At 39.6% G+C, this 13,429-nt stretch carries 9 protein-coding genes; 3 read left to right on the top strand and 6 right to left on the bottom strand.

All coding sequences use genetic code 11. The features are described 5' to 3' along the window. Positions 1-638: 638 nt before the first annotated feature. From ACM0OX_RS08590 to ACM0OX_RS08580, 3 genes are all read left to right on the top strand, one after another. A complete protein-coding gene (locus ACM0OX_RS08590; protein ID WP_414514504.1) occupies positions 639-3,299 on the top strand; it encodes a M1 family aminopeptidase in 2,661 nt (886 codons plus the stop codon). Positions 3,300-3,775: 476 nt separating this feature from the next. Continuing rightward, positions 3,776-5,500, top strand: coding sequence for an ABC1 kinase family protein (locus ACM0OX_RS08585; protein WP_414514503.1), 1,725 nt, complete (start codon positions 3,776-3,778; stop codon positions 5,498-5,500). Between the two features lie 29 nt (positions 5,501-5,529). Next, positions 5,530-5,904, top strand: coding sequence for a hypothetical protein (locus ACM0OX_RS08580; RefSeq protein ID WP_414514502.1), 375 nt, complete (start codon positions 5,530-5,532; stop codon positions 5,902-5,904). A gap of 58 nt (positions 5,905-5,962) precedes the next feature. On the opposite strand, the gene ACM0OX_RS08575 is transcribed toward ACM0OX_RS08580, so the two are convergent. The 6 genes from ACM0OX_RS08575 to ACM0OX_RS08550 form a co-directional block, all read right to left on the bottom strand. Further along, a complete protein-coding gene (locus ACM0OX_RS08575) occupies positions 5,963-6,991 on the bottom strand; it encodes an Npun_R2821/Npun_R2822 family protein (protein WP_414514501.1) in 1,029 nt (342 codons plus the stop codon). A 16-nt stretch (positions 6,992-7,007) separates the two neighbouring features. Beyond that, positions 7,008-7,898, bottom strand: a complete 891-nt coding sequence (locus tag ACM0OX_RS08570) for an Npun_R2821/Npun_R2822 family protein (protein ID WP_414514500.1) — start codon at positions 7,896-7,898, stop codon at positions 7,008-7,010. A gap of 3 nt (positions 7,899-7,901) precedes the next feature. Next, positions 7,902-8,882, bottom strand: coding sequence for an Npun_R2821/Npun_R2822 family protein (locus ACM0OX_RS08565; RefSeq protein ID WP_414514499.1), 981 nt, complete (start codon positions 8,880-8,882; stop codon positions 7,902-7,904). Positions 8,883-8,885: 3 nt separating this feature from the next. Beyond that, positions 8,886-9,845, bottom strand: coding sequence for a glycosyltransferase family 10 domain-containing protein (locus tag ACM0OX_RS08560; protein ID WP_414514498.1), 960 nt, complete (start codon positions 9,843-9,845; stop codon positions 8,886-8,888). A gap of 31 nt (positions 9,846-9,876) precedes the next feature. Then, positions 9,877-11,094, bottom strand: coding sequence for a glycosyltransferase family 4 protein (locus ACM0OX_RS08555; RefSeq protein WP_414514497.1), 1,218 nt, complete (start codon positions 11,092-11,094; stop codon positions 9,877-9,879). A 68-nt stretch (positions 11,095-11,162) separates the two neighbouring features. Beyond that, positions 11,163-13,403, bottom strand: a complete 2,241-nt coding sequence (locus ACM0OX_RS08550; RefSeq protein ID WP_414514496.1) for an ATP-binding cassette domain-containing protein — start codon at positions 13,401-13,403, stop codon at positions 11,163-11,165. Positions 13,404-13,429: the final 26 nt, after the last annotated feature.

The following is a 13,429-nucleotide window of genomic DNA, read 5'->3' as shown; positions in this document are numbered from 1 at the left end:
GGGCTACGCCTACGCCGATTTGTTAAAGAGGTTAAGAAGATTTGAGAAGCGCAACGTCAATCTACAAGCGTTCTCTCTGAGCGACTTTTACGGGCACTTGCCAATATGGGAGTTTTTACGGAGACAGAAATCGGTTATTGTACTCTCACACAACTGGTATCCTGCATTTAGTTTCAACTCCAGTTGGTATTTACTGATAAAATTAGTAATCCTACAAATTAGCGGTCTAAAATTACTCTCAAAAATACTTCAACCAGATGAGGAGCGAATCTGCAAATGATATGCTGTTCGTTTTAAACAAAATAGCGTGTTCAACAGCAAGCTATCCTAAAGTTATAAAAATAATTAGGAGTATTTGTACTTAATGAGAATCTATCGAGGTGCAAGAGACTCTTGACTCAATACCAAAAAAGTGCAGAACATCAGCAAAAGTAAATGCGGCAGGGATATGGAAAAAATCCCAGGATCGGTAGCCGATCTTGGAAATTCGGGTGAGATTAATTTCAATCTGCCAATCCCAAAGGTGAGAAGTCACCTCCATAATGCCCTGTTGAGGGAAATACATCAGATACCCCTATTTTACTTAATTACATCCAACCAAGCCAGACTTTTCAGGATTACAAGGTCAGTAAGCATCAATGTCGCAGTCTTATTTTGATACAGATAATAACGGACACAAACCTTTTGAGTTACCGGGAGCAAGACCACACTACAACCCCGATCGCCCCGGACAGGTAGAGCATATTTTTCTCGATCTCAGCTTGGATATCCCCAAGCAAAGCTATCAGGGCAGTTGTAGCATTCGCCTCTTGCCAATCCGTAATGGTATTGATCGTTTGACTTTGGATGCTGTCAACCTAAATATCAAGTCTGTGCAGGTGGACGAAGTGCCACAAAATTATGACTATGACGGCGAACAGCTTTCCATCCAACTTTCTCAGCCAACCCAGATTGGTAAACGCTTGCTGATTGCGATCGCCTACTCGGTGGCAAAACCGCAACGCGGTATTTATTTTATTCAACCAGATAAGCACTACCCAAACAAGCCTACTCAAGTCTGGACTCAAGGTGAAGACGAAGACTCTCGCTTTTGGTTTCCCTGCTTTGACTATCCAGGACAACTATCTACTTCAGAAATTCGCGTCCGCGTTCCCAACCCTCTCGTGGCGATTTCCAACGGCGAATTAATTGACACCACAGAAGATGGTGATTACAAAGTCTATCATTGGTTACAGCAACAAGTTCATCCTACCTACTTGATGACTTTAGCAGTAGGTGATTTTGCTGAAATTCGAGATGAGTGGAACGGTAAAGCTGTCACCTACTATGTAGAAAAGGGACGGGAGGAAGATGCTAAACGCAGCATGGAAAAAACTCCCCGAATGATCGAATTTTTGAGTCAAAAGTATGGTTATCCATATCCTTTTCCGAAATACGCCCAAGTTTGCGTTGATGACTTCATCTTTGGCGGAATGGAAAACACTTCTACAACACTGTTAACAGACAGATGTTTACTGGATGAACGCGCCGCCTTAGATAACCGCAACACTGAAAGTTTAGTTGTCCACGAACTCGCGCACCAGTGGTTTGGTGATTTGGTGGTCATTAAGCATTGGTCTCATGCTTGGATTAAAGAAGGGATGGCTTCTTACTCTGAGGTGATGTGGACAGAACAGGAATATAGTTTAGAAGAAGCAGCTTACTATCGTTTATTGGAAGCTCGTCGTTACTTAAGCGAAGATAGCAGTCGTTATCGCCGTCCAATGGTAACGCACGTTTACCGAGAAGCTATTGAACTTTACGATCGCCACATCTACGAAAAAGGATCTTGTGTATATCACATGATTCGGGCCCAATTGGGAGATGAGTTGTTTTGGCAGGCAATTCAAACATTTGTCCAAGATAATGCCCACAAAACCGTAGAAACAGTAGACTTACTCAGAGCGATTGAAAAGGCAACCGGACGTAATCTTTTGTTCCTATTTGACCAATACGTTTATCGTGGTGGTCATCCCGATTTTAAAGTAGCTTACTCTTGGGATGGAGATGCTAATTTAGCAAAAATTACAGTCACTCAAACCCAAGCTGATGAAGGTAAAAATGGCAGTAAGGATTTGTTTGATTTAAAAATACCTATTGGTTTTGGCTATACCCAACAAGAAGTGAAGAGTGAGGAGTTAGGAGTTAAAAATAATTCCAAACTCATAACTCCTAACTCGCAACTCAAAACTTTTACCGTTCGGGTGAATGAACGCGAACAAAGCTTCTACTTTCCTCTAGAAAATAAACCCCAATTTATTAGCTTTGATGTTGGAAATAATTACCTAAAAACAGTAGTTTTAGAATATCCAATCGCGGAGTTAAAAGCACAGTTAGAATTCGATCCCGACCCGATTTCGCGTAGTTATGCAGCAGCAGCTTTGGCAAAAAAAGGTGGGTTAGAAGCAATCATTGCACTGTCTGCATCGCTAAAAAATGACCCATTGTGGGGTGTGCGCGTGGAAGTGGCGAAACAACTAGCCCAAATCAATTTAGATCAAGCCTTTGATGGCTTAATTGCTGGGTTAAAAGATAAAAATGCTTACGTACGACGAGCTGTAGTGGAAGCACTTACTCAATTCAAAACAGCTGAAAGCTATAAAGTTGTCAGAGGTTTAGTGCAAAAAGGCGATCCCAGCTACTACGTGGAAGCAGCAGCTTCTCGTGTAATCGGGGCGATCTCTGCGAGGGGCTTCGCCTACGCCTCATCAAACTTGGAAGAAAAACCCAAGGAAGACAAGGTATTAAAGCTGCTGAAAGGCGTTTTAGAAGAAAAGGCGGGTTGGAATGAAGTCGTGCGGAGTGGTGCGATCGCCGGTTTATCTGAATTCAAAACCTCAGAAGCAGCTTTGAATCTGCTAATCGAATACACCAAACTCGGTGTGCCACAACCCCTACGTTTAGCCACAATTCGCGCTTTAGGAAAGATTTCTGTAGGTCAAAGTCCGGCTAATTTGGAACGGATTTTAGAAAAATTAACAGAATTAGCTAAAGAAAGCTTCTTTTTGACGCAAGTGTCAGTAGCAGCAGCATTAGGGCAAATGGAAACACCTAAAGCCGTGGGGATTTTGCGATCGCTAGCTGAACAAACAGCTGATGGGCGTGTACGTCGCTCTGCTGAAGAAGAAATTTCCAAGGTGCAAAAGAACATTGGTTCAGAAAAAACCCTGCGTCAACTGCGTGAAGATTTCGACCAACTCAAACAACAAAACCAGGAACTGAGAAGCCGTTTAGAAAACTTGGAGGCCAAATCTAAATAGCACTACATGATAATTAAAACTCGGTATTGGTAATTGTGGCAAAGCTATTACCAATTACCACGGTTTTAGTTGATGCTGTAATTTTATTTTCCACTCAAATCACAGGTATAAATAAACATAGTACCAAGATCCCCGGCTTCTAACAGAAGTCGGGGATCTTTATGTTGTAAGCGGTTACTGAGTTTCAATTTGCATATATAGATACATATTTATATTTATATAAATTAAAGTTAAGAAAAGATAAAATCATCAAAAAGATGGATAAGTAGTTGTAGTTTTATAAAGTATAATTAAGAAAAAGATAAACAAATGTAGGCAGTAACAGATGCTAAAATCGCGTCGAACATTATCCCCAAAGGGTATAGTTCTAGTTGTTTTAGATAAAAGACTACCGCTATCCTGAACTTGCAACTAACTTGTGGGTTAGGAGAAAAACAATCATTGTAAATTTTTCAGTTGAAGAGGCAAAAAAAGGCGTGGGTCAGTATCAACCTGCTCAACTAAAACTCTATAATCCAGATGCGATCGCTCGCTACTATAGTTACCGTCCTTGGCTAGCCTGGGGGCGAGTGCTGAGAATTATCTCCTCCTTTGCAGGATTTATATTCAGTCTGAAGTGGGACGAGTGGCAAGATAAAGTTGAGCAAAACAAGGGTAAACGAGCTATCCAGTTGCGAGAACTGCTCACCCGCCTCGGCCCGACTTTTATTAAAGTTGGTCAAGCCCTCTCCACCAGACCTGACCTGATACGCAAAGATTTCTTAGAAGAACTAATCAAGTTACAAGACCAGTTACCACCTTTCGATAATGCGATCGCTTACCAGATTATCGAAAGTGAACTAGGCCGTCCAATTCACGAAAGTTTTAGCGAACTGTCACCTCATCCAGTCGCAGCTGCTAGCTTGGGTCAAGTGTACCGGGGTCGTCTGATCAGCGGTGAAGAAGTCGCCGTGAAGGTGCAACGCCCCAACTTACACCCGGTAATTACACGCGACCTATATCTGATGCGTTGGGCAGCAGGTTGGCTAGCTCCTTGGTTGCCTTTAAATCTCGGTCACGACCTAACTTTAATTGTGGACGAGTTTGGCACGAAATTATTTGAGGAAATTGACTATATTAATGAAGGCCGCAACGCCGAGAAATTTGCTAGCAACTTCCACAATGACCCACAAGTAAAAGTTCCAGGCATTTATTGGCGTTATACCAATACCCACGTTCTAACCCTGGAGTGGATTGACGGCTTTAAGTTGACGGATACTCAACGCATCCGCGAAGCAGGTGTAGACCCAGAAGCGATTATCCAAATTGGTGTTACATCAGGATTGCAACAGCTTTTAGAATATGGTTTCTTCCATGCTGACCCTCATCCCGGCAATTTGTTTGCTGTAGCCGATGGTCGTATGGCTTATATTGACTTCGGCATGATGGATCAGTTGGAAGAAAGCACCAAAGAAACATTGGTAGATGCGCTAGTGCATTTGGTGAATAAAGACTACACCGACTTAGCCGAAGACTTTGTAAAATTAGGGTTTCTGACTCCAGATACGAATATTTGCCCGATAGTGCCAGCATTAGAAGCAGTGCTAGGAAACGCTATTGGTAAAAATGTCAAGGATTTTAACTTCAAAACTATTACCGATGAATTTTCGGAACTGATGTACGAATATCCTTTCCGAGTCCCGGCAAAGTTTGCTTTGATTATTCGTTCTCTAGTTACCCAAGAAGGTATTGCCCTTAGCCTTAACCCCGATTTCAAAATTGTGGAAGTGGGTTATCCCTATATAGCGCGGCGGTTGCTGACAGGAGAATCGCCGGAATTACGACGACGATTATTGAATGTGTTGTTCAAAGATGGTAAATTTCAGTGGCAGCGGTTAGAGAATTTGATTGCGATCGCTCGTAGTGATAACAACTTTGATGTATTGCCCACAGCGCAGATGGGGTTCCAATACTTAATGTCGGAAGAAGGCAAGTTTCTTCGGCGACAGTTGGTGCTTGCTCTCACCGAAGATGACCGCCTGCACACCGAAGATGTCCAACGCCTGTGGAACCTAGTTAAAGATGACTTAAAACCGGATCGTTTATTAAATGTAGCGATCGGGATTTTAACAGAGTTATCCAGAGAAGGGGCAGCCGCTATCCTGCCAAAAGCGACATTAATTGGGTCTTTTGCTGAGAACCAGTCAACAAATAAAAAGTAAAAAATCTTGAATATAAATTAGGAGTTTTCATGTATTATTTTCCTGAGCAACCGCCTTACTTTCTCCTACTTGTTGGCTTTTTGATAGCATTAACATCTGGTTTGGCATTATCTGGCACTTTGAAAGTAATTGTGCAGAACTGGCCAAGCGAACGAGCAGAAAATACTCAGCCACGTTCCTCACTGAAACAATTACTTGTACCATTTATCGGCATAACAGGCGGTACTTGTCTATTTATGTCTTCAGGTTTAGAGATATTTGGCTTTCCCTCATCCTTGGCTTTAGGAGTTGGTCTACCAATTAGTCTGTTTACTTGTTTGCTAGTTTGGTTGCAGTTGGGAAGTATGATGACCTTTATAGAACGCGAAGGTATGCAATCTTTAGATTTAGATTCTTTTTCTTAGAAAAGAGTAGGAAATTAATAATTCAAAATTAAAGAGAGTCTGAAACTCTCTTTAATGTTTATTGAGCAATTCTATGCTTAAAGTTGCGATACTTTAGCTTAATATTGTTTATTCTTTGTTGAATAAAACTACTAGTGGACTTTTGCAGAAGTGTTAGCTTGCTTGGGCGCTTAAAGCTTTGAGGACGTTTTTCAGGTGATTTTAAATAGCGATAATATAAGAAAACATCGCGGTAAGCAATATCAACATCTTCACCCCCACAAAGCCTCGTAAAAGCTGAAGAAGATACACTCATATAGTGTAAGTATGTCAATTTCTGCCCTTGATCGTAAAGAATATTATCTACAACATCAAATTTAGAAGTCCAATGGCAACCAGTCGCTTTACCGTGATAGGCGTAATTGTAGTAAGAAATTCCACTACGTAAAACTAAATAGTTGAGAACTGTTTGATCGGAATCTGCCCATGCCAGAGCATCAGCTTCACCTGCTTCTAAGTTTGCTAGTAGATTTGCTAACTTAGCATCGTCAAAAACACCTTTTTTAGAAGCAAACCAACCAGAACAAAAAATTTGATTCCTAATATCTTCTATCGGAAAAATCTCACCTAGCTTATCTTCTGTCCAGTTGAAAATATAATTTAAATCGGATCTATATTGAAAGTCATTGGTAATCCAATCATATTCATCTAACTTTTGATAAACATCATCGAGTGATTTCATCAACAAGGTATCTCCATCAAAGAAGATATACTTGTCAAATGGGCCATCTAGACAACAGAGCTTTCGATGTCTTTCTATGCGATAATTATCTGGCAAGCCATATTCTCGCCATAGCTTTAACGCCCTTGGGTGAGCTTTCCAGATCCGAGAGCCAAAGTCCTCCCAGTAGGCTATGGAATCAGAATTTTCAAATAAAGTAACATTATCTCTAGATGCAATTTCTGCCTTTACTTTGTCTAGCTGGTCATTATATGGAATTACACAAACAGGAATTTCTCTACCAGCATTAGCTTCTATGCTGTTGAGCAAAGCAACTAGTTGGTCATAGACAACATCATTCGCTAAGGTGTAAATACCATCAATCATTGGGATACTCCTAATATTAAGTACGCGCAGAAACAAAGGGAAATAAACGGCGAGTCAGCTTGGGAATGAAGGCAAATTTACCCTCATGAAGATAGCGATAGTGTTCCCACAATTGCCAATAGGGACTACCAGTTTTCATCCGCGTACCAGCCCAGTGGAGATATTTCAGTCGTTGTCCTCGGTCATAGAGGGCGTAATCTTGCTGTTGAAAATTTTGCGAACCTGCCCAACTACCAGGCCCTCCCCCAGGAATTTTGACGAGATTTCCACGTTTAGAAATTAGTTTGAGAACAAGATAATTTAGAATTGGTTGGTCTGTAACTCCTTGAGAAAAATCGAAATATTCGCGATGTGCTGCACACTCGCGTAAAGCTTCATCCATTTGTTGTTCGGTAATAACTCCTTTTCTCGAAGCCCAAAAACCACTGTTGAAAACATCTTGAAGTTGGGCATCGGAAAAAATTTGCTGTTCTTTCACAAATGGGGAAAAAATATTTCGCAGCTTTTCATTAGCATGATGGTAATCACAGCAGAAGAAATCGACTTCTGAAAGTTTGTCTAAATTGTCAGCAATTTTTTCAAAAACGACAATATCCGTATCAATATAAATAAATTCATCTAAAGGCCCAAACCACGCCACCAGTTTTCGCATTTTGTTGGGTAAGGCGAGGAAATCTCGGTCAAAAATTTCTCCAATGCGTTTGGTAAATGTTTCAATAAGTTCTAAATCTGGGAAAATTTGGACGTTGTGTAAGGTAGCAAGCTGTTCTGCTACCTTGTGATAATTGTCATTAAAAGGTATGAGATAAATGGTAACTTCTGGGTCATAGTAACGAATGCTATTGAGTAAAGCAATAGCATTATCGATAACGCGGTCATTGGCAACTATATAAATGCCCCTACTCATAAATTATCCTTGGTTAATTAACTTAAGTTTTTGCAAAGCTCTGGTAAGTAAATTTGGCACTGGAGCGTCATTATAATTTTTAGGAGGATTGGTAAATACTGGACGCTTTTCTGGTTCGTGTAAGTAACGATAATAGAGAAATAACTCTCGATAGGGAAACTGAATATTTTCTCCAGCACAGACTGCTTGATTGATATTAGGAGGAATCCCAATGTAATGGAGATAAGTTAGTTGATTACCGCGATCGTAAAGAATATGTTCTCGTTCCTCGAAGTGTTTAGAACTAGCAGAACATCCTGTTTTTTGATTATCTGGTAGTTGGCGAGCAAAGTTATAAATAGAAAGATTAGACCTCATTACCATATAGTTGATTAATGGTTGCTCGCCAGCACCGCCATACAAAATTTCTGACTCGCCATTTTGTAAATGTGATATTAGCCAATCTCTTTTTTCTGAGTCAAATAGCCCTTGTTTAGCGCCATAAAAGCCTGAGCAAAATATTTCGGAATCAATGCGTTTTTGCTCAAAAACTTTTAATAATTTAGGAGAATTAACATTATATATTTTACTAACGTCTGTAAATTGGAAATCGTAGACCACAAAATCATAATTATCTAGCTTTTCAAACACTCCTGCAAGTGACTTCATTACCAAGGTGTCTGCATCTAAATAGATAAACTTCTCGAATGGCCCATCAAAAGCGCAAAAACGACGATGAGCGCCATAAAGACGGGATTTACTCCGATTCAATCGTTCTGGGGCTGCTGTGAGCATAAATTGATCCCAGCGGTTGATTGATTCTTGGTCATCGTAAAGAAATACATTAGGGCGTTTAGCTATTTCGTCAGCAATCCGTTGTGTCCGATCGTCGAAAGGATAGATACAAACGGGAGTTTCTGGCCCTAAGATAAGATCAATACTGTTGAGCAAAGCCACCAGTTGATCGAAAACATAATCATTGCCAAGGGTACAAATACCATTCATAATTTATGAGTGTTTCTCAACAAAGTTTGATAACCAGTTCAGCAAGTTTAATTTGTGTAAAATGATTTGACGTGCTTCTGCGATCGCATCTTTGGCAGCATACCAAGCATCAGGTGTAGCTGTCACTTCTTGGATGTAAGCAATGCCTTTTTCATCTAAACTGGGCAACCGCAAAAAACTACCCGGTGGCAATAACTTATCAGCAGCCGGACCACCATAGTAAATTGGTAAACACCAAGCAAGTAAACTATCCCAAAGTTTCTCACTCACATACCAATTATTATCAGCATAGTTTTCAATTGCCAAATTGTAATAGTATGGTGCCATGCCATACCATTTGTTACCTAGTTCTCCCGAACTGTTCGCCCATTCTGGTAAGTTACGCCCATACAAATCAAATTTCATCCCACTAGATTGCAAAGATTGTAAAAAATCTAAACGCTGGCGATGGTTGGCTGTGCGGCTAATTCCCGAAGTAATCCAACTACATGGGGCAACTTTTGGGGGCGGTGGCATTTCATTTAAATCTTGAAATGAATTTGAGTGATACCAAATAGCAGGCATATAGTCAGGAATGGGGGCAAAATCATCGGGGCCAGAAACGTACCCGCAATACTTCTGGGCTTCTTGATAATTATGATTAGTTATTTTTACAACCTCATCTAAAGGCGGTTCTCTGAGCAAATAAATAATTCGCTCTTTGTTGACACCACGCAGTAGAGATTCAACATTTACTACTGGTTTTTGCTGCTGTTTGCGAAAACTATCTAACCAAGATTTTTGCGGCGATGCTTGGGGAAAATCAAATTGATATAGCAACATAAAATCTGGTTTTTGTGCCATTTTCAACATTTGCATATTCTTCCAAACACCAAAGTAGTGCGGAGTTTGTTGCCATAACCAATCTTTGTTTTTAGCAAGACCTGAATAGCTGCTAATCATGCCAACAGTTTTAATAGTCATAAATCGTATTTATTCGGTTATTTTTGTACCGTTACCCTAAAATTGGTGGACGTTGATCTTCTTCTACGTAGCTTAATATTTTGGTAATTCTATTCTCCCAAGAAAATTGCTGGGCAAAATCTATACTAGCTGCATAACCCTCTATTTTTCTCGGATAAGTTTCTAAAGTATGTTGAATAGATTGGGCAAGTTTATGCGGGTTATCTGGTGTACACCAACTGGCAATCAAAGGCGATGTTTTGAATTCCATTAAAGGTGGAATCTCAGTTGCAACTATAGGAGTGCCAGCAGCCATGTACTGAAAAAACTTAACTGGATTCGTGAAATCTGCTGATTTTCCAGCGCAGTGAGGATGAACCAAAATATCAGCTGCTTGAAACAAGCTGACTAATCGTTCTCGTGGAAGTATCCAGCCTAAGAATTTAACGTTTTCGACATTTTTATCTCTGGCTATTTGTTGATATGCTTGTACTTGTGCTTCTGTTCCTCCTGTGATGATAAACTGAATTTCTGGCAATTTTTTAGCAGAATCAATTAAGAGATCGACTCCTTTGAAAGGATACAAAGCGCCTGAATAGACAGCTAAATGCTTACGTCCATTGATAAGTAATTCTTGCCGCCACCTTTCGGCTTCTTGGGGCTGTCTGATTGAAAATGATTGATTGAATCCGTTATGTAGCCAAACTACTTTTTCCGGTGGCATTCCATTTTCTATTAGACTTTGCCGGATGGGTTCTGACTGAGTTATCGCTATTTTAAAATAGGGACTGTGGATGATATCCTGCTCAAATTTTCGGTCTTGAAAGTAGTGACGTTCATAGATTGTAGGAACTTTATTTTTGACTGCGGCTTTCACAAAGTTCCAATCTCGCGTATGGACAACTTTAGTATGAGGTAGGATATGAACTGGTAAATAATATTTGGTTACTACTGTACTGGAGTTAGTAAATTTACCACCGATTCGATCGATAGGCCAAGGCATTGGCAATGCTGCAACTTTGAGCTTTTCTTGCACATCGTAAAATTCGATAAATTCTCTTCCAGGTTTTTTGGGTTGATAAGGATAAATTAACGATAGGAAATTAACAGAAGAATTTTTTTTATCTTGATAAATTAAAACTGATGAGTAGCCTAAGTTAGCTGCGGCGTTAGCACAAAGAACATCATGAATTTCGTGTGCTGTGTCAGGCTTGAATGATAGCTCTCCGGTGTAAAAAATATATTGATTTTTCTTTGAAGAATTTATCATTTTTTTTGGGGATGATAGGTTTTTAAAGATTGTGGTATAAGTATTTTTGTTCCTGACATTAACTAAAATTAAATTTTATTTTCAAAAAGTTTTAATATATCTAATAGGTAAATAGCAGATTGATAAGATTCTGCAATTAATAGATTTTGTTTTTGGGGTTCGGATTCTAATTTATCGACTAGCAAGTGCAGAGAGCTAATCAGAGGATAGAGACGCGTGCGAAACTCATCTGAGATATGACTAAAGTTTTGATACTGGTTATGTTCATCTTGATTTTGGTCTATATCTGACGATAACTGCCAGTTAATTTTCAGGTTAACTACATCGCTGAAGAGATCGATGGCATTGAGAACTCTTAAAGCTGAGTTGTATGATTGGTCAATTAATTCCTGGCGTTCTTGAGAATTGTCTACTAAATCGTCAACTAATAGTCCCAGGAAACCAATCATTGAGTTAAGCCTTGTACGCAGTTCGTGAGAAATGCGGTTAAAGCTAGGATTAGTTTTGGTGGAAACTTCAGTCTGATCGGCAAATTGCATTGAGTAGAGGCGTGAGTAGTAACCACCTTTTTGTAAAAGTGTTTCATGGGTTCCCACTTCTACCACCTGTCCTTGATCTAAAACGGCAATTTGATCGGCTTTTTGGACTGTGGAAAGGCGGTGAGCAATTACCAGGGTTGTACGATCGCGACTGAGATCGTCGAGTGCAGCTTGTACTAAGCGTTCGGAAACGGTATCTAAAGCGCTGGTGGCTTCATCTAAAATCAAAATTTCTGGATTTTGCAGGAGGGCGCGAGCGATCGCTAATCTTTGCCTTTGTCCACCAGACAACATGACGCCGCGATCGCCAATTTGGCTGTCTAATCCTTGAGGTAATTTATCAATAAATTCATAAGCATTTGCTCGTTTGGCTGCTGAGATAATTTCATCTTCTGTAGCTTCAGGTCTTCCATAAGCAATGTTATTTCGCACCGAGTCATTAAAGAGAAATGTATCTTGACTGACAATCCCCATGTGTGTTCTGAGAGATTTGATATCAAAATCACGCAGGTCTGTGCCATCGATAGAGATACTGCCAGATGTCGGATCGTAAAATCTGGGTAAGAGGTCAGCTAAGGTGGATTTACCTGCACCAGAACCACCTACCAAAGCGAGAGTTGTAGCACGAGGTAAAAATAAACTTACATCTTTCAGGACTAACTTTTCATGACTAGGGTAGGCAAAGGTAAGTGAATTGAAACGTATTCCTTCTTTTAATTCTGTGTATATAATATTACCGTTTTTCATAAACGGCTTGCGATCGCGACTTAAAAAATCACTCACTATTTCTACGCTAGTAGCACTATTGGCAAAGCTACTACGAAGACTATTTAACTGAGAGACCAAAGGCAGCAGTCGCAGTAATACTAATAAATATGTCAGTAGTACTGTTGAAATGAAAGAAACCTGGTTGGCAAAAAAAGTTTTACTCAAGAATACAATTAGAAGTAAGGCTACTACTCCCATGACCTCACTTATCGGCCCGATCGCTTGTGAGTTTACCTGAGATTGAAAATCTGCTTTTTCGCGATCGCGGATTAATTTGGTAATCTTTTGATATTCTCTGTCTTCATTAGCGGTTGACTTTACCAAACGAATTCCATTCAATGTTTCTAAAACACTGATGGAATAAGATGTAGACATTTCTGATAGTTGTTGACCAAATTTCTTCGCTCTACTAATTGTGTATTGATTGATTAATGTTATAAAACCCAATAAAATTGTTGCTGCGATTGTTAGCTGCCAAGAAATTGCTAATAATAACCCAACAAAAACTAAAATTGTAATTATTAAAATAATTAAATTGATAATACTACCGATAGCGCTAGAAGTACGGGCAGTTTCCGAACCAAGGCGATTAATAATATCGCCTACTTTCGTTTTTGAATAATAGTCTATATCAATATCTAGCAATAACTCTAAGCTAGCTTCGCGAATATCCGCATTTAATCTCCGAGTGAAAATACTCGATGTTAAAATACTAAAATAACTAGATAAGTTTTTTAATAAAATTATAAATATAATTGTTCCAGCCATTCCCAAATTTCGATAATTTTCGGGAAGATTATCAAATGGGAACATCACAGCTTTCAGAATCGGAGGAAAACCAGTTAAATCTACTGGTTGTCCAACAATTCTCAAAATTACTGGCACAATCAAAGTCACACCGACACCATTAAATAAAGCTCCAGAAAATCCCAACAGCATTGTTAGGAAAATTAAACCTGGATAGGGTTTGGCGAATCTTAGTATTAGTTTTCTGGTAGACATTGGGTATTTTTATGCCAATTTAACTT

The sequence above is a fragment of the Nostoc sp. PCC 9305 genome, from assembly GCF_963920915.1.
In the GTDB taxonomy this organism is placed as follows: Bacteria; Cyanobacteriota; Cyanobacteriia; order Cyanobacteriales; family Nostocaceae; genus Nostoc.
Note: the sequence above shows the minus strand (reverse complement) of the source record. Positions and strands in the feature narration are given on the sequence as shown.

Coding starts and splice junctions, on each gene's coding strand:
- ACM0OX_RS08550 (WP_414514496.1), bottom strand. CDS start 13,403: ATGTCTACCAGAAAACTAATACTAAGATTCGCCAAACCCTATCCAGGT.
- ACM0OX_RS08570 (WP_414514500.1), bottom strand. CDS start 7,898: ATGAGTAGGGGCATTTATATAGTTGCCAATGACCGCGTTATCGATAAT.
- ACM0OX_RS08590 (WP_414514504.1), top strand. CDS start 639: ATGTCGCAGTCTTATTTTGATACAGATAATAACGGACACAAACCTTTT.
- ACM0OX_RS08560 (WP_414514498.1), bottom strand. CDS start 9,845: ATGACTATTAAAACTGTTGGCATGATTAGCAGCTATTCAGGTCTTGCT.
- ACM0OX_RS08580 (WP_414514502.1), top strand. CDS start 5,530: ATGTATTATTTTCCTGAGCAACCGCCTTACTTTCTCCTACTTGTTGGC.
- ACM0OX_RS08575 (WP_414514501.1), bottom strand. CDS start 6,991: ATGATTGATGGTATTTACACCTTAGCGAATGATGTTGTCTATGACCAA.
- ACM0OX_RS08555 (WP_414514497.1), bottom strand. CDS start 11,094: ATGATAAATTCTTCAAAGAAAAATCAATATATTTTTTACACCGGAGAG.
- ACM0OX_RS08565 (WP_414514499.1), bottom strand. CDS start 8,882: ATGAATGGTATTTGTACCCTTGGCAATGATTATGTTTTCGATCAACTG.